The sequence below is a fragment of the Micromonospora pattaloongensis genome, assembly GCF_900107255.1.
Lineage (GTDB): Bacteria > Actinomycetota > Actinomycetes > Mycobacteriales > Micromonosporaceae > Micromonospora_I > Micromonospora_I pattaloongensis.
Map to the genome: position 1 here is coordinate 319497 of NZ_FNPH01000004.1, position 21765 is coordinate 341261.

The following is a 21765-nucleotide window of genomic DNA, read 5'->3' on the forward strand; positions in this document are numbered from 1 at the left end:
CCGGACGCCGCGCGCGCATCGTTCAGCAGAGCGGCATGTCCTCCGGTCGGCACCCACCATGCCACCCGCGCAGCGGGCGGCATGGTGGGTGGGCCGTCGGTCCGCCCGGCGGCCGGGCCGAGCGCGCCGCCCGGCGGCCCGCGCGCCGATACGCTGAGGCGCATGCGCCGCGTGCGGCAACTCGCCGAGCAGACACCGCCCTCGCGCGAGCGCTTCGTCGACCTGCTCCGCGCGCTGGCGATCACCGCCGTGGTCCTCGGCCACTGGATGGTCGTCGCGATCGGGTACACCCCCGACGGCCGGTTGACCGGGCACAGCGCGCTGGTGGACCTGCGCTGGGCGGCACCGGTCACCTGGGTCGTCCAGGTACTGCCACTGTTCTTCCTGGTCGGCGGCTACGCCAACGCGGTCTCGCTGGACAGCCATCGCGGGCGCGGCGGCGACGCGGCCGCGTGGCTGCTGGAGCGTGCGACACGGCTGTTGCGCCCCACCACGGTGCTGCTGGTGGTGTTCGCCGTCGGTGCCGGCGTCGCCCGGCTGCTCGGCGCCGCCCCGACGGAGATCCGCACCGCCGTGTGGTTCGCGTCGATCCCGCTGTGGTTCCTCTCGGCCTACCTCGTGGTGGTGCTGCTGACGCCCGTGATGCTGCCCCTGCACCGGCGTTTCGGCCTCGCGGTGCCGGCCGTGCTCGCGGTGCTGGTCGCGCTCGGCGACCTCGTCCGGTTCCGGCACGGACCGCACCCGTTGGCCGGGGCCAACCTGCTGTTCGGATGGCTCGCCATCCACCAGCTCGGCTTCGCCTGGCGGGAGGGGCGGCTGCCGCCCCGGCCGGCGGTGGGGGTGCCGTTGCTGATCGGGGGGCTGGCGGTGGCGCTGCTGGCGACGGTGCCCGGGCCGTACCCGGTCAGCATGATCGACGTGCCCGGCGAGCGGCTGCACAACATGTCCCCGCCGAGCCTGGCCCTGCTCGGGCTCGCCGCCGCGCAGACCGGGCTGGTGCTGTCGCTGCGCGATCCGGTGGAGCGGTGGCTGCGGCGGCGGACCCGGCCGTGGCGGATGGTGGTCGCGGTGAACTCGGTGGTCCTCACGATCTTCCTGTGGCACATGACCGCCGTGCTTCTGGTCGTCGGCGCGCTGGCGGCCGTGCACGCGCTGCCCACCCCTCCGGTGAACTCGACCGCCTGGCTGCTCTGGCGGGTCCCCTGGCTGCTGATCCTGAGCGTGGCCCTGGCGGTGCTGGTGGCCGTGTTCGGCCGCTTCGAGCTGCGGGGCGGGCGCGGGCCGGCGCCGTGGTGGGTGCGCCGGCTGCCCCGGCGGCTGGCGACGCCGCTGGACCGGCCGCGGGCGCGGGCCGCGCTGACTGTCCTCGGCTTCGCGCTGGCCGTGCTCGGCCTGGTCGTCAACAACGTCGCCCCGACGACGGCGCCCGAGCCGTTGGGAGTGCCGGTCGGCGCGCTCGTCGCGTTCGGCCTCGGCGTGGCGCTGCTGGGCACACTCCGTGCCGCGCCGCACCGGGCCGTCGCCCCGCCGCGACCGTGACGGGCCGCGCCTCAGCGCCCCCCGACGCCGGCGCGCAGGTGATCCTCGAACCACCGCGCCGCGTGCTCGGCGACCTGCTCCAGCGTCCCCGGCTCCTCGAACAGGTGGGTGGCGCCCGGCACCACCCGGACCTCGGCGATCCCGGCCGGCATTGCCGCGCGCGCCTGCTCGTTGAGCTGCAGCACCTGCTCGTCGAGCCCGCCGACGAGCAGCAGTGTCGGCGCCCGCACCGCGCCGAGCGACGCGCCGGCCAGGTCCGGCCGGCCGCCGCGCGAGACCACCGCCCGCACCGCGTCCGGGCGGGCCGCGGCGGCCACCAGGGCGGCGCCGCCCCCGGTGCTCGCTCCGAACAGGCCCAGCGGCTGCGCGCCGGTCGGGTGTTCGGCGCGCAGCCAGTCGACGATCCCGAAGACCCGCTCGGCGAGCAGCTGGATGTCGAAGCGCAGGTGCCCGGTCTGCTCGTCGACCCGCTCCTCGTCGACGGTGAGCAGGTCGGCCAGCACGGTCGCGATGCCGTGCCGGTTGAGCACCTGCGCGACGGAGCGGTTGCGCGGGCTGTGCCGGGAGCTGCCGCTGCCGTGGGCGAAGACCACGACGCCGGCGGCGTTCGGCGGGATCACGATGTCGGCGTTGAGCTGGGCGTCGCCGGTCGGGATGACCGTGGCGGCTGTCTGCGTCTGCATCATTCGGCCCTTCCGTGACGGGTACCGGCCGGTGTCACACCCCGGCCGGGAAGGTCTCCGGCTCCCGGGCGTCGGCGCGCCGCGGCCGCAGCGGTACGACGCCGCGGGTGGCGTCGAACCAGGCGAACGCGTCGTAGCGGCTGCCGAGCACGGTCGGCACGTAGTTGCCCCACGCCTCCCGTTCCGGGTGGTAGACCACTCCGATCGCGCGGTGGTCGATCTCCTCGGTCAGCAGGTGCGGCCGCTCGTCGCGGGGGAACACGAACAGCGCCTGCGGCGGGGCGGCCTCGTGCAGCGCCTCCTCCAGCGAGCCGCGTCGCGCCGGCGGCACCCGCATCTCCTGCATCGGCGCCCCCCAGGCGTCCCCGGCCACCACCGTGCCGCGGTGCGTCCCGAAGCCGACGAGCACCACCCGCTCCGGCCCGTACCGTTCACGGGCCAGCTGGCCGATGTTGACCTCGCCGGCGGCGGCCATGTCGGTCGCGCGCGCATCCCCGACGTGGGTGTTGTGCGCCCAGACCACGGCCTTGGCGTGCGGGCCGTAGTAGTCCAGCAGCCGGTCCAGCGTCTCGTCCATGTGCCGGTCGCGCACGTTCCACGACGACCGGCCGCCGGCCACCATCGCCCGGTAGTAGCGTTCCGCGCCCGCGACCACCTCCGCGTTCTGCCACGCCCCGAACTGCGACCAGCGCTGCCCGTCCGCGCTGGATCCGCTCTCCGGGTACGGCGGCACCAGCCGCCCGGCCCGTTGGCGCAGCTCGGTCAGGAGCGCGATCACCTCTTCCTCACAGCCCTCCGGCACGAACCGCGTGGAGACCGCGTAGCTCTGCGGGTCCTCGCCGTGCGGCTCGAAGCACCGGTACGCGCGCAGCGCCACCGGCACCGAGTCAGGGTCGTTCTCCCGCAGGTAGACCAGGATCTCGCGCAGCGACTCCCACATCGAGTAGACGTCAAGGCCGTGGAAGCCCGCCCGCGCCGACTCCTCGACCGTGGCGTTGCGGGCGCGCAGCCAGCGGGCGAAGTCCGACACCTCCTCGTTGGCCCACATCCAGGTCGGCCAGCGCTCGAAGACCAGCAGCGCCTCGCGGGGATCATCCGGCGCGCCCGGCATGCACCGCACGCTGCGGTCGATGCGGTCACAGTCCGGCCAGTCGCCCTCCACGGCCACGAACGAGAACCCGCATTCGTCGATCAGCCGGCGGGTCAGCGTCGCGCGCCAGTGATAGAACTCGTGCGTGCCGTGGCTCGCCTCGCCGAGCATCACGACCCGGGCGTCCCCGATCCGGTCCAGCAACGCGTCCAGGTCCTCGGCGTCGCTCAGCGGCGTGGCCAGGCCGGTGATCTCGTCGCGGTAGCGTGCCATCGCGTACTCCTCACGCCGTTGCGGTAGCCGGTCGTGATCGACGTACCCGGGGCGGGGGTGCCGAAACGACGGCTGGCGGCCCGCAGCGGTGACGTTTGCCCTGGTCGGGGCCGGGTAGCCGGGCCGGGACAGAAGGGAGGGCGCCATGACCGCCAAGCAGCCGCGCCCGAATCCGGAGCGTGAGCCGATGAGGGCCTCGGCCGGCAGGCGCGACCGTGGTCAGCAACAGGGTGCCGAGCAGCGTGACTGGGAGGATCAGGCCGCGGAGGCGCGTACGGCGGACGACGTGCGCGCGCGGGCCCCGCACGACAAACGCGGCACGCCCTCGATCGGCGAGACCGACCGGGACTATCAGAACTATCACGGCCTCTGAAGCGGGACACCGCCGGCCGGCAGGGGAGACGCAATCCGATTTGCTTGTTTAGCGGCATAAGTTCGTTTCGTGCGGGCGGCCGCGGTCCGGTACGCGCCGGACCGCGGCCGCCCGTCGTCGTGACCTTCCTGTGGACCGGCCCGCGTCAGCGCGGCGTCAACGGCCCCCACGCTGCTGATCCGCGTTTTTCCGGTCGGCGGGAGGGGTAGCCCGCGCCGGCGCGGGTGTCGGGTCTCGCGGAAGGGGCGCCGATGGAGAAGTGGGAGTACGGCTACCTGTACTTCGTGCAGACCACCGGCAAGCCGGACAAGGAGAAGCGCGTGACCCCGTACGGCCCCACCGTGACGGTGGTGGCCGACCGCGGCGGTCACACCTGCGCGCCCCTGAAGGGCCGCCGGCTCGAGGTGCTCAACGAGCTCGGCGCTGCCGGTTGGATGATCAGCGACGGATACTGGACCTCCGACCACGTGCGGTGGCTCTGCGAGCTGATCAAGAAGGTTGACGGCGCGGAACGGATGGTGGGCTACTGGCAGTTCTTCATGCGCCGCCCCAGGGTCGAGGAGAAGCCCAGGCAGCCCGAGCAGAAACCGGAACCGCCACCCGAGGAGAAGGCGCCGCCGGCGGGGGAGGGGGCCAGGCCCGCGTCCGGCCCGTCGGGCGAGCAGCGCGGTCAGGAGAAGCCGAAACCCGGCTGACGGGGGCGTGGCACGCGGGGTGTGACGTGCCGGTGCGTCGCCGGCCATCGACTGCTGTCCCCCGCTGGTCAGCACGTTATAGTTGCGCCACACCAGGCGCCACGCCCCGCTCCCGGGGCCGGCCATCTGCGCGCCGGCGCCGCGCCGGCATCGTGGCCTGGTCCGGGGAGCACCTGGTCGCGGCGGACGCGCCCAGGGCTGGGGAGGAGAGTCGTGTCGTATCCGTCTGCGCAGCGGGAGTCCGCGCGGACACCGGACGCGGCCGACCAGCGGCAGCGCCGCGTGCTGACGATCCCCAACCTGATCAGCTTCGCCCGGCTGGCCGGCGTGCCGCTCTTCCTCTACCTGTTCCTCGGGGCGCGCGCCGACGTCGCCGCGATCGTGGTGCTGGCGCTGGGCGGCACCACCGACTGGGTCGACGGGTACATCGCGCGCCGGCTGCGGCAGGTCAGCCGCCTCGGCGAGTTGCTCGACCCGCTCGCCGACCGTCTCTACATCCTGGCCACGCTCGTCGCCTTCACCGCGCGCGAGGTGGTGCCGTGGCAGTTCACCGCGGCGCTGCTGGCCCGCGAGGCGATGCTCGGCGTCTGCCTCGCGGTGCTGCGCCGGTATGGCTACGGGCCGCCGCCGGTGCACTACGTCGGCAAGACCGCGACCTTCATCCTGCTCGCCGCGTTCCCGGTGCTGCTGCTCGCCGGCACCACGGGCTCGGCGGTCGCCGGCGCCATCGGCTGGGGGCTCGCCTGGTGGGGGCTGGTGCTCTACTGGGCGGCCGGAGCGCTCTACGTGGTGCAGGCGGTGGCGTTGGTCCGCGCCGCCCGGCACGCCGCCGTGGAGCCCGCGTGAGCACCCCGGGACCGGGCGGGCCGGAGCGGGGCCGGACGTTCGCGCCGGACTTCCTCACCGAACTGTTCCGCAACCCCCTCGAGCCGGGGTACGCCGACGCCGCCGCCCGACGCCAACGCACCGGGCCCGCCACCGGGTGGCGGGCGGTCGTCCCGCGTACGGCCACCGTGATCACCTTGGTGGTGGTCGGTTTCCTGCTGGTCATCGCGTACCGCCAGACGCTCGCCGAGGCGCCGAGCCGCAGCCAGGCGCGGGCGGGGCTGGTTGGGCAGATCAAGCAGCGGGAGTCGCTCACCGACCAGCTGCAGCAGCGCGCCGACGGGTTGCGCGTCGAGGTCGCGCGGCAGCGCGACGCGGCGTTGACCGACACCGACGCGGCCCGGCTGCGTGACCTGGAGGCGTCCACGGGGCTGGCCCGGGTGCGCGGCGACGGGGTGGTCGTACGGGTGGGCGACGCGCCGGCGCAGGTCGACTCGGTGACCGGCGAGGCGCAGGCCAATGATCTCGGGCGGGTACTCGACCGCGACCTGCAGGACATCGCCAACGGGCTGTGGAGCGCCGGTGCCGAGGCGATCGCGATCAACGGCCAGCGCCTGACGGCGACGACCACGATCCGGGCCGCCGGCCGGGCGATCCTCGTCGACTTCCGCCCCGTGACGGGCCCGTACGAGGTCACCGCGATCGGGCCGGAGCAGATGGAGCGGCGTTTCAAGGACAGTGCCGCCGCCAAGCTGATGCGGCAGCTCGTGGCCGAGCACGGCATGTCCTTCGGCGTACGGGCGGTCGACGACATCACGCTCGCCGCCGCCGGTCAGCCGCAACTGCGCTACGCGCGCCCCTCGCCCCCGCCCGCCCCGACGCCGTCGGGTCCCGGGCCGTCCACCAGCCCTTCGTCGTCCCCCGACGCGGGGCCCTCCAGCAGCCCTCCGGGAGGCGGCCGATGATTTCTGTCCTCGCTCTGATCGTCGGGGTGGCCCTCGGCATCTACTTCGACCACCCGGTGCCGGCCGCGTTGCAGCCGTACCTGCCGATCGCCGTGGTCGCGGCGCTGGACGCGGTCTTCGGCGGCATCCGGGCCAAGCTCGACAAGATCTTCGACGACAAGCAGTTCGTCGTGTCGTTCATCTCCAACGTCCTGGTCGCCGGCGTCATCGTCTACCTCGGCGACCAGCTCGGCGTGGGCGGGCAGCTCTCCACCGGTGTGGTGGTCGTCCTCGGGGTGCGGATCTTCGGCAACGTGGCGGCCATCCGCCGGCACCTGTTCCGGGCGTAGGTTCGACGGCGATGAGCGACCAGCCCGAGAAGCACACCGGCAGCGGGGCCGCGGAGCCCGACACCACGGCGGCCGCGGATTCGGCGGCCCTCGACGTCACGGCGCCGCTGGCCGGCGATACCGCGACCGCGGCGCAGGAGCCGACCGTACGGTTGACCCGTGGCGCGGCGGCGCCGGTGCCGTCGGCCGGCGACGGCGGCACGACGGCCGACGAGCCGACCGTGCCGCTGCCGCGCGATGCGACGACCGCATCGACCGATCCGACCGTGCCGCTGCCGCGCGATGCGACGACCACGTCGATCGAGCCGACCGAGCCGATCGTGCCGGTGGTGCGCGACGCGACGACCACGTCGACCGCGACGGCGGGCGACGCCGGCCCCGGCGGCGAGGCAGCGGCGGACGGCACCGTCGGTCCCACCGGCGCGCCGACCCGGCCGCAGGAGCCGAGCGACGCCGGCCCGCCGGCCACGACGCCCGTACCGGATGCCGTCGCACCGGCGTCCGACGCCGTCGTCGCGTCCGGGGCCGGCGGCGGCCGCGGGACCGACGCGGTGCCCGTGGCCGACGGCGGCGGCGCGCCCGCCCGCCGTAAACTCAGCTCGGCCGGCGTCATGATCGCCGTTCTGATCGCCCTGCTCGGGTTCACCCTGGTCGTCCAGGTGAAGAACAACTCCGCCGACCCCACCCTGGCGGCCGCCCGGCAGGAGGACCTGGTTCGCATCCTGTCGGATCTGGAGGCGCGCGAGGAGCGGCTGCGCGGGGACATCGCGGCGCTGGAGGAGAGCCAGCGCCAGCTGAACTCGGGCGCGCAGGGCCGGCAGGCCGCGCTGCAGGAGGCGACCCGGCGCGCCGACGAGCTCGGCATCCTCGCCGGCACCCTGCCCGCGCGCGGCCCCGGGTTGACGGTGCACTTCGCCAGCGGCGCCCAGTCGATCCGGGCCGCCGCCATCCTCGACGCCGTGCAGGAGCTGCGCGGCGCGGGGGCCGAGGCGATGCAGATCGCCGGTGGTGGCGGCAGCGTGCGGATCGTCGCCAGCACGTACTTCCTGGACGCCGACGGCGGCGTCACCGTCGGTGGAACGCGGCTGACCGGCCCGTACACCATCACCGTGATCGGCGATCCGAAGACGATGCGTACGGCGCTCAACATTCCCGGTGGGGTGGTGGCATCGGTCAGCGGCGACGGCGGTAACGTGACCATCCAAGAACACGAAGTGGTCGACGTCACGGCCCTGAGCAAACCCAAAGATCTCCAACACGCGCGCCCGGTATCCTGACCGGCGCGCGCACGCCACCCCCGGCGTGCGACGACAGCAGCGCGACGACGAAGGACCGGCTGTGATTCCTGAGGACCTGCGATACACCGCCGAGCACGAATGGGTCGCCGGTGACGGCGTGGCGGGACCGGTGCGGATCGGCATCACCCATTTCGCGCAGGACGCGCTGGGTGACATCGTCTACGTCCAGCTCCCGGACGAGGGCGCCGCCGTCGAGGCCGGCCAGGCCATCGGCGAGGTCGAGTCCACCAAGAGCGTGTCGGAGATCTACGCGCCGCTGTCGGGCACCGTGGTGGCCCGTAACGACAAGCTCGGCGACACCCCGGAGGAGATCAACGCCGATCCCTACGGCTCGGGGTGGCTGGTCGAGATCGCCCCCAGCGATCCCGCCGCCGTGGCCGCTCTGCTCACCGCCGCGGCCTACCGCGAACTGACCGAGAGTTGAGCGGGCACGCCGACAGGCCGTGTCGTGCCCGCGAGTCTTGTTGACCCTATATTTCGGCGCTGGCTAGGCTCGCCCAGTCGACCGAGAAGCCAACAGTTGCGCGTTGCGGAAATGCCTTCCCGGGCACGGGGGAGCCTCCCGCCGGGCCCAGCGGGGCCGGCGGCCGACCCGACACACCCGACGCCGACCGAACAGATCCGTGAGGTGGTCCCATGACGCGCCCAGACGACGAGTTTCCCCCGCTCGACGTCACGTCGACGCTGAACCTCGGTTCGCTCGACGAAGTGTTGGAGGGGCCGGACGCTGACGTCGTGCCGAGCCGCATGTCCGGCTCGTTGCCGCCCGGCATGGCGCTGCTCGTCGTCCGGCGTGGTCCCAACGCCGGTGCGCGGTTCCTGCTGGATCACGACGTGACCACCAGCGGCCGGCACCCCGACAGTGACATCTTCCTCGACGACGTGACGGTCTCACGCCGCCACGCCGAGTTTCACCGCGACGGTGGCACCTTCACCGTGCGCGACGTGGGCAGCCTGAACGGGACGTACGTCAACCGGGAGCGCGTCGAGGCGGCGACGCTCAGCAACGGCGACGAGGTGCAGATCGGGAAGTTCCGGCTGGTCTTCATCGCCGGTCCGCGTCCGGAGGACGAGGCCGGCCGGGGGTGACGGACGCGAGCGAGCGAACCGGCTGGCTCAGCAGTATTGTCCGGATGAGCGCCGGGCGGAGCGAGGTGGTTGCGTGAGCGAGCAGGCGGCGGTGGCGCATACCGCGGGCGCCGGGCCGGCGCTGATGAGCATCGGTGAGGTGCTCACGCACCTGCGCGCCGAGTTCCCGGACACCACCATCTCGAAGTTGCGGTTCCTCGAGGCCGAAGGGCTGGTCGAGCCGCAGCGCACGCCCGCCGGCTACCGCAAGTACAGCTGGGACGATGTCGCGCGGCTGCGTTTCGTGCTGACCGCCCAACGCGACCAGTACCTGCCGCTGCGGGTCATCCGCGAGCAGTTGGCGGCGCTGGACGAGGGCGCCGAGCCGAGCGGCGGCCGGCAGCGCCCGGCGCTGGTCGCGGTCGGCCCGACGGGCGAGGTGCCGCACGCGGAGCCGGCCCCGACCGACCTGCGGCTGGCCCGTGCGGAGCTGGTGGAGCGCAGCGGAGTCGACGAGTCGACGCTGACCGAGCTCGAACGGCTGGGGCTGATCGCGACCCGGTCGCCGGGCTGTTACGACGCGGACGCGTTCGCGATCGCGCAGGCGGTCGCCGGGCTCGCCGCGTACGGGCTGGAGCCGCGCCACCTGCGTGCCTTCCGCACCGCCGCGGACCGTGAGGTGGGACTCTTCGCCCAGCTCATCGCGCCGCTGATGCGGCAGAACGACCCGGCGGCGCGGGCCCGGGCGGCCGAGACGGCGCGGGAGTTGGTGGGGCTGTCGCAGCGGTTGCACGGGGCGTTGCTCCGCGCCGGCCTGCGGGACCCGCTCGGGCGTTGACCTCGGCCGCTTCCCCCGAGCGGGTGCGGAAACAGCCGGCCCGACGGGCGTGTCGTAGGCTCGGCTGGGTAACTCTCCTGATACCGGGGGGCGCCGCGCGGTAGCGCGTGCAGGACGATCGTCCTGTGGCCCGTGTACGGTTCAGGGAGGGCTGCGGTGCTGGGTTTGAGGGTTCCGGGAAACAGCCTGCTGGGAATGACGACAACGACACGGAGGCGGCGGTGCGCGAGCTGAGCGTGGTCGGGGTTCGGGTGGAACTGCCCAGCAACCAGCCGATCGTGCTGCTCAGAGAGGTCGACGGCGATCGCTATCTGCCGATCTGGATCGGCGCGGTCGAGGCGACCGCGATCGCCTACGAGCAGCAGGGCGTGAAGCCGGCCCGACCGCTGACCCATGACCTGCTGCGCGACATCCTGGCGGCGCTGCAGTCGCCGCTGCGCGCGGTCGAGATCACCGAACTGAAGGAGAACGTCTTCTACGCCGACCTGCTGATCGGGGACAACCTGCGGGTCTCGGCGCGGCCGAGCGACTCCATCGCGCTGGCGTTGCGCGTCGGCGCTCCGATCCGCTGCGCCGAGCAGGTGCTCACCGAGGCCGGCATCGTCATCCCGGACGAGCAGGAGGACGAGGTCGAGAAGTTCCGGGAATTCCTCGAACAGGTCAGCCCGGAGGATTTCGCCGGCTAGTCTGACACGGGGCGCGACGCCCCGCACGGGCGTGGACGCACGGGGTATCCGCCCGTAGGCGGCGTGTCGCGGCAAAGCTTCCCCGGCGCCCCTCACGATGCGCTATAGGGTTGCGGTGTCGAGGGGTGCACGTCCCACTGGGGCGCGGCACCGCACTGGCGGGGAGGTTGCCGCATGAATGAGCCGCGAGACTCCGATCGGGGTTCATCGGAGCATCCCGGTGCCGGGACCGCCGCACCGGCCGACGCAGCTTACGACGCCGACGGCACCGTCGGATACCGCGGCGTGACGGCCTGCCACGCGGTCGGGATCAGCTACCGGCAACTGGACTACTGGGCGCGCACCGCGCTGGTCGTGCCGAGCATCCGGGACGCGTCGGGCTCGGGCACCCAACGCCTCTACTCCTTCCGCGACCTGGTCGTGTTGAAGGTCGTGAAGCGGCTGCTCGACGCGGGCGTGTCCCTGCAGAACATCCGCAAGGCGATCGAGACGCTGCGGTCCCGCGGCGTCGAGGACCTCGCCGGGATCACCCTCATCTCCGACGGCACCACCGTCTACGAGTGCCGGTCCCCGGAGGAGGTCGTCGATCTGCTCCAGGGCGGCCAGGGCGTGTTCGGCATCGCGATCGGCGGCGCCTTCAAGGAGATTCAGGGCTCGCTGTCGCACCTGCCGGCCGAGCCGGCCGCTCCGCCGGTCGCCGACCTGGACGCGGCGGTGACGGACGTGGCCGGCGACGAGTTGGCCGCCCGGCGGGCCCGGCGCCGCGCCGGTTGACCGGCCGTATTCGTCGGTTCCCGCCGGTGCTCCACCCCGCCCGCGGACAATCAGATCATGGGTGGTGAGGGCTCGCGATCCCGCCGCTGGCTGCGTCGGCTGTTGGTGGCCGCCGCGGCCGGGGCACTACTCGTTCCGGTGGCGGCCGTCGGCAGCGTGGTGTGGTTGCGCGCCAGCGCCCGCGGGCACCTCTACGACGCCGAGGCCGTCCCACCCGCCCCGGTCGCGCTGGTGCTCGGCGCGAAGGTCAACCCCGACGGCACTCCGTCTGCCTTTCTCACGGCGCGGCTGGAGCTGGCCAAGCGCCTCTACGACACGGGGAAGGTGCGGGCGCTGCTCGTCTCGGGCGATCACGCGCGCTGGGAGTACGACGAGCCGGGCGCGATGCGCCGCTGGCTGGTCGCGCACGGGGTGCCGGCGGAGAAGGTGGTGCTCGACCACGCCGGCTTCGACACGTACGACTCGTGCCTGCGGGCCCGACGCGTCTTCGGGGTCGAACGGACGATCGTGGTGACCCAGACCTTCCACCTGGCGCGGGCGGTGACGCTCTGCCGGCACGTCGGGCTCGACGCGGTGGGGGTCGGCGACGACTCGGTCAGCCGGTTCGAGCGGTCGTGGGCGCGCGGCGAGATCCGCGAGTACGGCGCGGCGGTCAAGGCGCTCGTCGACGTGGTGACGCGCCGCGACCCGGTCTTCCTCGGCCCCCGTGAGCCCGCCCTCGACGACGCCCTCCGCTGAACGGCGGGAGCTGGCCCCCGTCGACCAGCTACCTCATCGACGGGGGCTTCGCTCAGTCCTCGGTGGCGTAGGTGTCGATCTCGGCCAGCTCCTCGGGCAGGAAGTCGAGGTTCGCCAGCGCGCCCAGGTTGCCCTCCAGCTGTGCGACGCTGCTCGCCCCGATGATGAGGCTGGTCATGCGCGGGTCGCGAAGCGCCCAGGCGAGCGCCAGCTGCGCCAGCGACTGCCCGCGCCGCTCGGCGATCGCGTTCAGCGCCCGTACCTTCCGCATGGTCGCCTCGGTCAGGTCGCTCTCGTTGAGGAAGACGCTGGTCCGCACCCGCGAGTCGGCCGGGACACCGGCCAGGTAGCGGTCGGTGAGCAGTCCCTGGGCCAGCGGGCTGTAGGCGATACAGCCGGCCCCCGCGCGTTCCAGGGCGTCGAGCAGCCCGTCGCGTTCGACCCACCGGTTCAGCATCGAGTACGACGGCTGGTGGATCAGCAGCGGCGTGCCGAGTTCGCGCAGGATCTCCGCCGCGCGCGTGGTCTGCTCCGCCGTGTAGTTGGAGACGCCCACGTACAGGGCCTTGCCGGCGCGGACGGCGGCGTCGAGCGCCCCCATCGTCTCCTCCAGCGGGGTGTCCGGGTCGAACCGGTGGCTGTAGAAGATGTCCACATAGTCCAGCCCGAGCCGGGACAGCGACTGGTCCAGCGAGGCGGTCAGATACTTCCGGGAACCCCACTCGCCGTACGGGCCGGGCCACATGTCGTAGCCGGCCTTGGTCGAGATGATCAGCTCGTCCCGGTACGGCGCGAAGTCGCGCGCCAGGATCCGGCCGAAGTTCTCCTCGGCGGAGCCCGGCGGCGGCCCGTAGTTGTTGGCCAGGTCGAAGTGGGTGACGCCGAGGTCGAAGGCGCGCCGGCAGATGTCGCGTTGGCGCTCCCAGGGCCGCCCGTGGCCGAAGTTGTGCCACAGCCCCAGCGAAATCGCCGGCAGTCGGAGTCCGCTGCGCCCGGCCCGGCGGTAGGTCATCGTCTCGTAGCGGTCGTCGGCCGCGAGATAGGTCACCGGTCCACCGTAGGGTATGGCGTTGCCGGGCCGACCGGGTCACCGGCACGGGGCCCGCAGCCGCCGCACCGGTGCCGGGGCCGCCGGGGCGCTCCGCGCCGACCGGTCTGATGGGACCGGTCGGGCGATATGCCTGTCAGTCATATTTATGCCCGGCAGGTATATCGGCCGTTCGCTGTTTCGCGCTCTGCTTGCTGGGCTCGGCCTCTGCGGCAGCCATCGGAGCGCCGTCCGATGCCCGGAAAGTTTCCGAGATTGCCGTCGGCCGTTGCGATGGTGCGCCCTGGTGGCGTCCGCCAGGTCGACGCGGATCGGACCGCGCCGTAGCTGGTATTGACACTGCTCAATGGGTTAGCCACGCTGGACGTACTCGACATCCGTGATCTTCGATTGCGTGCGTCGCTTCCACAACCTTTTCCGGAAGGAGGACCTAGTGATCATCAGCTCTCGCCGCTCCAGGCTCAGTTCCGCCGTCGTCGGGGTGGCGGTGGCGGCGCTCGCGACCGCGGGAGCGGCAACGGTGGTAGCGAGAACAACAACCGCCGAGGCGGCCGCCGACGTTCCCGCGGCCGCCGTGCCGCTCGCCGCCGGCGTCGAAGACGAGGGCGCCGACTGCGCGGTGACGCTGCCGGGCTCGTTGACCGCGAACTCCCGGCTCCCCGATCCCTTCACGAGGCTGAACGGCACCCGCATCTCCAGCAGGTCCGACTGGCGGTGTCGTCGCGCCGAGATCAGGGAGCTCGCGGAGAGGTACGTCTACGGCGACAAGCCGGCGAAGCCGGCGAGCGTCACCGGGACGGTCTCGAGTAGCGGCATCACGGTGAACGTCTCCCACAACGGCAGGAGCTCCAGCTTCTCGGCGAGCGTCAGCCTGCCGAGCGGCACGGGTCCGTTCCCCGCCGTCGTGGTCCTGGGCGGATTCGGTGCGGACACGGCCGCCATCCGGGCCGCCGGCGCCGCCGTCATCAACTACGACCCGTACGCCGTCGGGCGGGAGGGCACGCCCCGGAACAACAAGCAGGGCGCGTTCTACAGCATCTACGGCTCGTCGAGCAGCACCGGTCTGCTGATGGCCTGGGCCTGGGGCGTCAGCCGGATCATCGACGTCATCGAGCAGGCGGGCGGCAACATTCTCCGGCCGGACGCGACCGGTGTGACGGGCTGCTCGCGGTTCGGCAAGGGCGCGTTCGTGATCGGCGCGTTCGACCAGCGCATCGCGCTGACCATGCCGATCGAGTCGGGCAGCGCCGGTGTGCCCATCTTCCGCGGGATTCCCGGCGAGGGCGCGCAGAGCCTGAGCAGCGCGTACGGCGAGCAGCCGTGGCTCGGCGACGCGTTCGGCTCCTTCACGAGCAACCCGAACAGTCTCCCGGTGGACACGCACGAGGTGGTGGCCATGTTCGCACCGCGGGGACTGTTCATCATGGACAACCCGCACATCACCAATTTGGGTCCGAGGTCGGCGAGCGTGGCGGCCCTGGGCGGGGCGGAGGTCTACCAGGCGCTCGGCGTGGGCGGCAACATCACCTACTGGTCCGACATCCAGGACGGCAACCACTGCGCCAACCGGGCCGAATGGCGTACCCCCTTGCAGCAGAACATCCAGAAGTTCCTGCTGAAGACCGGCAACGCGGCCGGCGCGATGCGGATCTCAAGCCGGGCCTCCGGCAACCTGGCCGACTGGCGGACCTGGCAGACCCCCACCCTCTCCGACGGCCCGACCACGCCGCCCACCACACCCCCGACGAACCCGCCGACCACGCCACCCACCACGCCACCCACGAACCCCCCGGGGACTGGCGCCTGCCGGGTGACCGGCACGGTCAGCGCGTGGAACAACGGCCTGACCGAGGACATCACGATCACCAACACCGGCACCACGGCGGTTAACGGTTGGGCTCTGGTCTTCGCGTTGCCCAGCGGCCAGACCATCACCTCCGGCTGGAACGCCAGCTACTCGCCCAACTCCGGACAGGTGACGGCCAGGAACGTCTCCTACAACGCCTCGATTGCACCGAACGCGTCCGTCAGCATCGGCTTCCAGGCCTCCCACACCGGGAACACCGCCCGGCCAACCGCGTTCACCCTGAACGGCGCGGCCTGCTCCGTCACCTGATCGACAACGGATGCCCGGGGGCGGAGCCCGACGGCTCCGCCCCCGCCCTTAACTTGACATTGTCACTGTGACAAGGCTTTGACTGGCTGTCGGAGGTGGTCCGCCATCAACTCGGCAGACAGGTACGGGCAGGACACGCGACTGGTCGACGCATTGGCCGCTGGGAACGCGTCGACGCGGCTGAAGGCCGCCCTGGCAATCGGTACGCATCCCGCGCCCGGTGTCGTCGATGCGCTCGTGGCGCGGTGCGCGATCGAGCCGGACTTCTTCGTGCGCGACATGCTCACCTGGGCGCTGACCCGCCTACCGCCGGAGATCACGCTTCCGAAGCTGCGCGCGGAGCTCCGTTCCGGACGCGCACAGGCCCGCAGCCAGGCGCTGCACACCCTGTCCAAGATCGGGGACAGAAGCGCGTGGCCGGCGATCACGCCGTCATTGCTGCACGACGCCGACGACCAGGTCGCGCGGAGTGCATGGCGCGCTGCCGTCGTTCTCGTGCCCGACGGGGAGAGGGAAGCGCTGGCCGCGGAACTGGCCGCGCAATTCGGCCGCGGTGACCGGGAGGTGCGGCTGAGCCTGAGCCGTGCCCTCGCCGCGCTCGGCGACGTGGCCGCGCCGGTCCTGCGAGCGGCTTTGGGACATCACGACCCGACGGTGCGGGCGCATGCGAGCGCCACCCAGCGGCTCCTGCACGACCCCGATGCCGGATTCGACCTCGCCGTCGACGAAGCGACCCGGGTCGTCGCGCTCGGTCCGGACCGGGAGGAGCCAACCGCGTGCTGATCGGTGAGGTGGCGCGCCGCTCGGGGGTGAGCGCCCGGATGCTCCGGCACTACGACTTGCTCGGGCTGGTACGGCCGACGGGCCGCACCGTGGGTGGCTACCGGGAGTACACGCCCGAGGACATGCGGCGGATCTTGTACGTGGAGGGTCTGCGCTCCCTGGGACTGTCGCTGCGGCAGATCGCACGCACGCTCGACGATCCCGGATTCACCCCGTCCACGCTGGTCGGCGACCTCATCCGGAAGACCGAAGAACGACTGAACCGGGAGCACGAGCTCATCGACCGGCTCCGTACGGTCGATGCGGCCGAGCCCGCCGGGTGGCAGGACGTCGCGCACATCGTGAAGCTCCTGCACGGACTGGGTTCGCGCAGTGCCGCGCGGCGCCAGCAGGCCGTCCTGACCCCGGCCGAGCATGCGTCGGTGCCCGCCGAGCTGCTGGCCAAGGCGGTCCTCACCGAATCGGATCCCCACGTTGCCGGGGCCCTGCGGTGGGCGCTCGCGCGGGCCGGCGGTGACGGTGTGGCGTACCTGGCATCCGGTCTGGCCTCCGACGACGTGGACGTCCGCCGGCGCGCGGTCCGGGCGCTCGCCGAGCTACCCGACGACGAGGCGACGGCGGTGCTCACGGACGCGCTCCGGGACACGGACATGACGATCCGCAGGCATGCCGCGCTCGCACTGGGTGCCCGGGGTGTGACCCGGGCCGTGCCGACGCTCCTCGGCATGGTGGTCGAGGGCGCGAACGATGTCGAGGCGGCCGAGCTCCTGGGAACGGTGGCGCGGGACGCGAAGTGGGCGGACCGGATCATCAGTGCGCTGGTCGATGAACTCGCCGCACCCACCGCGGACTCGGCGGTACGGATGCGACTGACCCAGGCACTCGCCGAGATGCCGGGAACCATTGCGCGCAATGTCCTGCAGCAACTGGCTCACGACGAGGATCGGCCCGTCGCTCTCCTCGCCTCGGCCCTCGTGAGGCGGTCACGCTGGGCGACAACATGATCGGATCGGACCGCAGCGGTCGGGCGCGCCCGGGCTCCCTTCGGCCAGGCTTGACGGCGAGAGGAGGACTCATGATCTCGGCACTCAACCGGCTTGTCGACCTCGTCGAAGAGCACCTCACCGAGGAGTTCGACGTCAACGGATTGGCCGCGGCGCTCGGCACGACCGAATACCACCTGCGCCGGATGTTCTCGTCGTTGGCCGGCATGCCGCTGTCGGAGTACGTGCGCCGACGCCGGATGACCGTCGCGGCTGCCGACGTCGTGCGGGGTGAGGACGATCTGCTCAGCATCGCCGTCCGGCACGGATACGGCTCGACCGAGGCGTTCGGGCGGGCGTTCCGGGCGGTCCATGGCGCCGGCCCCGGTGACGTCCGCCGCGACGGAGGTCCTCTTCGCGCACAACCGCAGCTCAGGTTCCGCCTGACCGTCGAAGGGAGCACCCCCATGGACACCCGCATCGTCGACCGCCCCGCGTTCCGGCTCGTCGGACACGCAGCCCGGGTTCCGCTGATCCACCAGGGCGTCAACCCGCACATCCAGCAGCACATCACCGCACTGCCGCAGGAGGAGCATCTGCGGCTGAAGGCCCTCGGCGACACCGAGCCGGCGGGCCTGCTGCAGGTCTGCGACGACCTCGACCCCGACGGCACCGAGGGCAGCGAGCTGACCTACCTGCACGGGGTCGCTGTCTGCCGGGACACGCCGGCCCCCGACGGCCTCGACGCCATCGAGGTACCGGCCGGCATGTGGGCGGTCTTCCGCACCGCCGGACCCTACCCGCAGGCCCTGCAGGAGACCTGGGCCGCGACTGCGACCGAGTGGTTCCCGTCCAACCCGTGGCGTCTGCGGCCCGGTCCCGCGATCGTTGCGGTCCTCGAGCGCGCCGACGACTTCAGCACCGCGAGCTGCGAGCTGTGGCTGCCTGTCGAACCGACGTGACCACCGTCGTCGGCCGTGGACGGCGGCCTTGACCGGGAAGTCCTGCACGAGTTCCTCGGCCAGCAGGCCGAGGAACTCGTGCAGGACCCGGATCGAGCCGACACGGGGCCGGGTGATTTGGGTGGCGACGCGTTCAGACTGGTAGCGTTGACCTTGCCGGTACCACCCGTGCGGGAGAGACCGCCCGGCCCACCAGCCGGACGGCGCCGAAGGGGCAAATCCTCCCCGGAACCTCTCAGGCAAAAGGACCACGCGGGCAGGCGACTCTGGAGTGTGTGCGCGCCAGCGCGGGCGCGCGACAGAGGGGGAGGTTGCCCGTCGACCTCGCCCTTGGAGCACCCGTGACCGCAGAGTCGTTCGCCGCCCGGCACATCGGCCCCGATCCCGACGACGTCCGGCGCATGCTGGAAACCGTCGGCTACGCCTCGCTCGACGAGCTGATGGACGCCGCCATCCCCGAGGTGATCCGCTGGCACGGCACCCTCGACCTGCCGGAGGCCGCCACCGAGCAGCAGGCCATCGCCGAGCTGCGCGCGCTGGCCACCCGCAACACCGTGGCCGTGTCGATGATCGGCCTGGGTTACTACGGCACCCACACCCCGGCGGTGATCCGCCGCAACGTGCTGGAGAACCCGGCCTGGTATACGGCGTACACCCCGTACCAGCCGGAGATCAGCCAGGGGCGCCTCGAGGCGCTGCTCAACTTCCAGACCATGGTCACCGACCTGACCGGGCTGGCCACCGCGAACGCCTCCATGCTCGACGAGGCGACCGCGGCGGCCGAGGCGATGACGCTCGCCCGCCGCGCCTCCAAGGTCAAGGCTCCGGTGTACGTCGTGGACGCCGACACCCTGCCGCAGACGATCTCGGTCATCGCCACCCGGGCCGAGCCGCTCGGCATCGAGGTACGCGTCCTCGACCTGGACACCGAGCCGCTGCCCGACGAGTTCTTCGGCCTGCACCTGCAGTACCCGGGCGCCTCCGGGGCGGTCCGCGACCACGCCGGCCTGGTCGACTCGGCCCACGCCGCCGGGGCGCTGGTCACGGTCGCCGCCGACCTGCTGGCGCTGACCCTGCTGCGGGCGCCCGGCGAGATCGGCGCCGACATCGCCGCCGGCACGACGCAGCGCTTCGGCGTACCCATGGGCTTCGGCGGCCCGCACGCCGGTTACCTCGCGGTGCGCGCCGGCCTGGAGCGGATGCTGCCCGGCCGCCTGGTCGGGGTCTCCAAGGACGCCGACGGCGCGCGCGCCTACCGGCTGGCGCTGCAGACCCGCGAGCAGCACATCCGTCGCGAGAAGGCGACCAGCAACATCTGCACCGCGCAGGTGCTGCTGGCGGTGATGGCCGGGATGTACGCCGTCTACCACGGGCCCGAGGGGCTGCGGGCGATCGCCGCGCGCACCCACGAGCGGGCCGCCCGGCTCGCGGCCGGGCTGCGCGCCGGCGGCGTCACCGTCGCGCACGCCAACTTCTTCGACACCGTCACCGCGGTGGTGCCCGGCCGCGCCGCCGAGGTGGTCGCGGCCGCCGCCGCGCGCGGGATCAACCTGCTCGCGGTCGACGCGGACCGGGTCGGGATCGCCTGCGACGAGACCACCACCGACCCGCACCTCGGCGCGGTGTGGGCCGCGTTCGGGGTGCCGGAGTTCACCGGCGAGGCCCCGACCGCGCTGCCGGCCGCGCTGGCGCGCGCCACCGACTACCTGACCCACCCGGTCTTCCACGCGCACCGCTCCGAGACCGCGATGCTGCGCTACCTCCGCCGGCTCGCCGACTACGACTACGCGTTGGACCGCGGGATGATCCCGCTCGGCTCCTGCACGATGAAGCTCAACGCCACCACCGAGATGGAGGCGGTGACCTGGCCGGAGTTCGCGAACCTGCACCCGTTCGCGCCGGCCGAGCAGACCGCCGGCTACCGGGAGCTGGTGGAGTCGCTGCAGGGGTGGCTGGCCGAGGTGACCGGCTACGACGCGGTCAGCGTGCAGCCCAACGCCGGCTCGCAGGGCGAGCTGGCGGGACTGCTGGCGATCCGCGCCTACCACCGCGACCGCGGCGAGGGGCACCGCGACGTCTGCCTGATCCCGTCGTCGGCGCACGGCACCAACGCGGCCAGCGCGGTGATGGCCGGCATGAAGGTCGTCGTGGTGGCCTGCGACGCCGAGGGCAACGTCGACCCGGTCGACCTCGACCGCACGATCGAGGCGCACCGCGACGCGCTCGCCGCGATCATGGTCACCTACCCCTCGACGCACGGCGTCTACGAGACCGGCATCGCCTCGCTCTGTGCGAAGGTCCACGACGCCGGTGGACAGGTCTATGTCGACGGGGCGAACCTGAACGCGCTGGTCGGCTTCGCCAAGCCGGGCCGGTTCGGCGCCGACGTGTCCCACCTGAACCTGCACAAGACGTTCTGCATCCCGCACGGCGGCGGCGGCCCCGGCGTCGGCCCGGTCGCGGTGCGCGCCCACCTCGCGCCGTTCCTGCCCGGTGACCCGCTGGGCGCGGCGACCTCCGGCGACGGTCGGCCGGTGATCTCGGCCGCCGCGCACGGCTCCGCCGGGATCCTGCCGATCCCGTGGGCGTACCTGCGGATGATGGGCGCCGAGGGGCTGGCCCGGGCGACCGGAGTCGCGGTGCTCGCCGCGAACTACGTCGCCAGCCGGCTGCGCGAGCACTACCCGGTGCTCTACTCCGGCAACAAGGGCCTGGTCGCCCACGAGTGCATCCTCGACCTGCGGCCGCTGACCAAGGCGACCGGGGTGAGCGTCGACGACGTGGCCAAGCGGCTGATCGACTACGGCTTCCACGCCCCGACGATGTCGTTTCCGGTCGCCGGCACGCTGATGGTCGAGCCGACCGAGAGCGAGGACCTGACCGAACTGGACCGGTTCTGCGACGCGATGATCGCGATTCGCGCCGAGATCGACCGGGTCGGCTCCGGCGAGTGGCCGGCGGGGGACAACCCGCTGGTCAACGCGCCGCACACCGCGGCGATGGTCAGCGGCGACGACTGGGAGCACGCCTACCCGCGTTCAGTGGCGGCCTATCCGACGGGGGTGGACCGGCTCGCGAAGTACTGGCCGCCGGTGCGGCGCATCGACGGCGCGTTCGGCGACCGGAACCTGGTCTGCGCGTGCCCGCCGCCGGAGGCGTTCGCGGACTGAGGATACGGCCATCGTCGGCCGCCCCTGTCTCCCGCACGGGGGCGGGGCGGCCGCAAGGCTCGGCGTTGAGCGGTGGGGTGCGCGGGGCGCCGCGGGTCGTCGGCGGCGCCCGGCCCGCGCGACGGCGGGGCGGCGGAGCTACGCGGCGAGCGCGTGCCGTGCGGGCCCGCGGTGCGGCGCGATCGTGCTCCCGTCGGGGAGCAGCTCGCCGGTGTCCTCGAAGACGATCACCCCGTTGCAGAGGAGGCTCCAGCCCTGCTCCGGGAAGCACGCGATGATGCGCGCGGCCTCCCGATCAGTTGCCTCGGCGGACGGACAGGTCGGTTGGTGCTGACACATCGGGTTCTCCGGACTGTGGGGGCGCTGTGTCATGGTTCACATGACCAGTGACGCACGTTACCAAGCACAACGACACTGTTTCGAGCAACTGTCCGGCGGTTGGCGGAAGAATCGACTCTTCGGACGAGGTGATTTGGTCCAGGCGGCGCCGTGATGCACGGAAGGGCCCGTTGTCGTCACTTTCCGCATG

General features: G+C 72.6%; 22 protein-coding genes and 1 riboswitch. Of the genes, 18 read left to right on the plus strand and 4 right to left on the minus strand.

The window, feature by feature from the left end; translation table 11 throughout:
- The first annotated feature begins 162 nt into the window (after positions 1 to 162).
- Positions 163 to 1539: an acyltransferase family protein gene (locus tag BLW47_RS13810; protein WP_091556323.1), complete on the plus strand. Its 1377-nt coding sequence runs from the start codon at positions 163 to 165 to the stop codon at positions 1537 to 1539.
- A gap of 11 nt (positions 1540 to 1550) precedes the next feature.
- On the opposite strand, the gene BLW47_RS13815 is transcribed toward BLW47_RS13810, so the two are convergent.
- Positions 1551 to 2222: a dienelactone hydrolase family protein gene (locus tag BLW47_RS13815; RefSeq protein WP_091556783.1), complete on the minus strand. Its 672-nt coding sequence runs from the start codon at positions 2220 to 2222 to the stop codon at positions 1551 to 1553.
- A 34-nt stretch (positions 2223 to 2256) separates the two neighbouring features.
- Positions 2257 to 3585 (minus strand): erythromycin esterase family protein, encoded by a 1329-nt coding sequence (locus tag BLW47_RS13820; RefSeq protein WP_091556325.1) that lies wholly within the window; start codon positions 3583 to 3585, stop codon positions 2257 to 2259.
- A gap of 145 nt (positions 3586 to 3730) precedes the next feature.
- On the opposite strand from BLW47_RS13820, the gene BLW47_RS13825 reads away from it, so the two are divergent.
- The 12 genes from BLW47_RS13825 (at position 3731) to BLW47_RS13885 (ending at position 12174) form a co-directional block, all read left to right on the plus strand.
- Entirely contained in the window at positions 3731 to 3958 is a 228-nt protein-coding gene (locus tag BLW47_RS13825; protein WP_342709274.1) for a hypothetical protein, read from the plus strand.
- Between the two features lie 251 nt (positions 3959 to 4209).
- The gene (locus BLW47_RS13830; RefSeq protein WP_091556327.1) at positions 4210 to 4653 is read left to right on the plus strand and encodes a hypothetical protein; all 444 of its coding nucleotides are present in this window, start codon (positions 4210 to 4212) and stop codon (positions 4651 to 4653) included.
- A 282-nt stretch (positions 4654 to 4935) separates the two neighbouring features.
- Positions 4936 to 5499, plus strand: coding sequence for a cardiolipin synthase ClsA (clsA, locus tag BLW47_RS13835; RefSeq protein ID WP_245736655.1), 564 nt, complete (start codon positions 4936 to 4938; stop codon positions 5497 to 5499).
- Entirely contained in the window at positions 5496 to 6443 is a 948-nt protein-coding gene (locus BLW47_RS13840) for a DUF881 domain-containing protein (protein ID WP_091556331.1), read from the plus strand. The genes clsA and BLW47_RS13840 overlap by 4 nt, the downstream gene beginning before the upstream one ends.
- Positions 6440 to 6772 carry a small basic family protein gene (locus BLW47_RS13845; protein ID WP_091556333.1) on the plus strand — a complete coding sequence of 111 codons (333 nt, stop codon included), beginning with the start codon at positions 6440 to 6442 and terminating at the stop codon, positions 6770 to 6772. Before BLW47_RS13840 ends, BLW47_RS13845 begins: the two co-directional genes overlap by 4 nt.
- 326 nt (positions 6773 to 7098) lie before the next feature.
- Positions 7099 to 8049, plus strand: coding sequence for a DUF881 domain-containing protein (locus tag BLW47_RS13855; protein ID WP_425435402.1), 951 nt, complete (start codon positions 7099 to 7101; stop codon positions 8047 to 8049).
- 61 nt (positions 8050 to 8110) lie between these two features.
- On the plus strand, positions 8111 to 8494 hold the full coding sequence (gcvH, locus tag BLW47_RS13860) for a glycine cleavage system protein GcvH (protein ID WP_091556336.1): 384 nt from the start codon (positions 8111 to 8113) through the stop codon (positions 8492 to 8494).
- Between the two features lie 212 nt (positions 8495 to 8706).
- Entirely contained in the window at positions 8707 to 9159 is a 453-nt protein-coding gene (gene odhI, locus BLW47_RS13865; RefSeq protein WP_091556338.1) for an oxoglutarate dehydrogenase inhibitor Odhl, read from the plus strand.
- Between the two features lie 124 nt (positions 9160 to 9283).
- Positions 9284 to 9976 (plus strand): transcriptional regulator FtsR, encoded by a 693-nt coding sequence (gene ftsR / locus BLW47_RS13870; protein ID WP_091556789.1) that lies wholly within the window; start codon positions 9284 to 9286, stop codon positions 9974 to 9976.
- A 221-nt stretch (positions 9977 to 10197) separates the two neighbouring features.
- Positions 10198 to 10662, plus strand: coding sequence for a bifunctional nuclease family protein (locus BLW47_RS13875; protein ID WP_091556340.1), 465 nt, complete (start codon positions 10198 to 10200; stop codon positions 10660 to 10662).
- Positions 10663 to 10836: 174 nt separating this feature from the next.
- Positions 10837 to 11436, plus strand: a complete 600-nt coding sequence (locus tag BLW47_RS13880) for a MerR family transcriptional regulator (protein WP_091556343.1) — start codon at positions 10837 to 10839, stop codon at positions 11434 to 11436.
- 57 nt (positions 11437 to 11493) lie between these two features.
- Positions 11494 to 12174: a SanA/YdcF family protein gene (locus BLW47_RS13885; RefSeq protein ID WP_091556345.1), complete on the plus strand. Its 681-nt coding sequence runs from the start codon at positions 11494 to 11496 to the stop codon at positions 12172 to 12174.
- A gap of 52 nt (positions 12175 to 12226) precedes the next feature.
- On the opposite strand, the gene mgrA is transcribed toward BLW47_RS13885, so the two are convergent.
- Positions 12227 to 13222, minus strand: a complete 996-nt coding sequence (gene mgrA, locus BLW47_RS13890) for an L-glyceraldehyde 3-phosphate reductase (protein ID WP_091556347.1) — start codon at positions 13220 to 13222, stop codon at positions 12227 to 12229.
- Between the two features lie 433 nt (positions 13223 to 13655).
- Between mgrA and BLW47_RS25615 the strand changes: the two genes are divergently transcribed.
- From BLW47_RS25615 to gcvP, 5 genes are all read left to right on the plus strand, one after another.
- Positions 13656 to 15338 carry a cellulose-binding domain-containing protein gene (locus tag BLW47_RS25615; RefSeq protein ID WP_245736631.1) on the plus strand — a complete coding sequence of 561 codons (1683 nt, stop codon included), beginning with the start codon at positions 13656 to 13658 and terminating at the stop codon, positions 15336 to 15338.
- A gap of 153 nt (positions 15339 to 15491) precedes the next feature.
- Positions 15492 to 16121: a HEAT repeat domain-containing protein gene (locus tag BLW47_RS13905; RefSeq protein WP_342709279.1), complete on the plus strand. Its 630-nt coding sequence runs from the start codon at positions 15492 to 15494 to the stop codon at positions 16119 to 16121.
- The gene (locus BLW47_RS13910) at positions 16115 to 17125 is read left to right on the plus strand and encodes a HEAT repeat domain-containing protein (protein WP_091556352.1); all 1011 of its coding nucleotides are present in this window, start codon (positions 16115 to 16117) and stop codon (positions 17123 to 17125) included. Before BLW47_RS13905 ends, BLW47_RS13910 begins: the two co-directional genes overlap by 7 nt.
- Before the next feature lie 71 nt (positions 17126 to 17196).
- Positions 17197 to 18066 (plus strand): AraC family transcriptional regulator, encoded by an 870-nt coding sequence (locus BLW47_RS13915; RefSeq protein WP_091556354.1) that lies wholly within the window; start codon positions 17197 to 17199, stop codon positions 18064 to 18066.
- A gap of 161 nt (positions 18067 to 18227) precedes the next feature.
- Positions 18228 to 18327, plus strand: a riboswitch (glycine riboswitch).
- Between the two features lie 80 nt (positions 18328 to 18407).
- Positions 18408 to 21236, plus strand: a complete 2829-nt coding sequence (gene gcvP / locus BLW47_RS13920) for an aminomethyl-transferring glycine dehydrogenase (RefSeq protein ID WP_091556356.1) — start codon at positions 18408 to 18410, stop codon at positions 21234 to 21236.
- A gap of 138 nt (positions 21237 to 21374) precedes the next feature.
- On the opposite strand, the gene BLW47_RS13925 is transcribed toward gcvP, so the two are convergent.
- Positions 21375 to 21575 (minus strand): DUF5999 family protein, encoded by a 201-nt coding sequence (locus BLW47_RS13925; RefSeq protein ID WP_091556358.1) that lies wholly within the window; start codon positions 21573 to 21575, stop codon positions 21375 to 21377.
- Positions 21576 to 21765: the final 190 nt, after the last annotated feature.

What these genes read in the sequence shown, in the direction of transcription:
- BLW47_RS13830 (WP_091556327.1), top strand. Translation starts at nt 4,210, where the DNA reads ATGGAGAAGTGGGAGTACGGCTACCTGTACTTCGTGCAGACCACCGGC.
- BLW47_RS13825 (WP_342709274.1), top strand. Translation starts at nt 3,731, where the DNA reads ATGACCGCCAAGCAGCCGCGCCCGAATCCGGAGCGTGAGCCGATGAGG.
- BLW47_RS13925 (WP_091556358.1), bottom strand. Translation starts at nt 21,575, where the DNA reads ATGTGTCAGCACCAACCGACCTGTCCGTCCGCCGAGGCAACTGATCGG.
- BLW47_RS13815 (WP_091556783.1), bottom strand. Translation starts at nt 2,222, where the DNA reads ATGCAGACGCAGACAGCCGCCACGGTCATCCCGACCGGCGACGCCCAG.
- BLW47_RS13810 (WP_091556323.1), top strand. Translation starts at nt 163, where the DNA reads ATGCGCCGCGTGCGGCAACTCGCCGAGCAGACACCGCCCTCGCGCGAG.
- BLW47_RS13885 (WP_091556345.1), top strand. Translation starts at nt 11,494, where the DNA reads ATGGGTGGTGAGGGCTCGCGATCCCGCCGCTGGCTGCGTCGGCTGTTG.
- BLW47_RS13820 (WP_091556325.1), bottom strand. Translation starts at nt 3,585, where the DNA reads ATGGCACGCTACCGCGACGAGATCACCGGCCTGGCCACGCCGCTGAGC.
- BLW47_RS13880 (WP_091556343.1), top strand. Translation starts at nt 10,837, where the DNA reads ATGAATGAGCCGCGAGACTCCGATCGGGGTTCATCGGAGCATCCCGGT.
- odhI (WP_091556338.1), top strand. Translation starts at nt 8,707, where the DNA reads ATGACGCGCCCAGACGACGAGTTTCCCCCGCTCGACGTCACGTCGACG.
- ftsR (WP_091556789.1), top strand. Translation starts at nt 9,284, where the DNA reads ATGAGCATCGGTGAGGTGCTCACGCACCTGCGCGCCGAGTTCCCGGAC.
- BLW47_RS13915 (WP_091556354.1), top strand. Translation starts at nt 17,197, where the DNA reads ATGATCTCGGCACTCAACCGGCTTGTCGACCTCGTCGAAGAGCACCTC.
- BLW47_RS13845 (WP_091556333.1), top strand. Translation starts at nt 6,440, where the DNA reads ATGATTTCTGTCCTCGCTCTGATCGTCGGGGTGGCCCTCGGCATCTAC.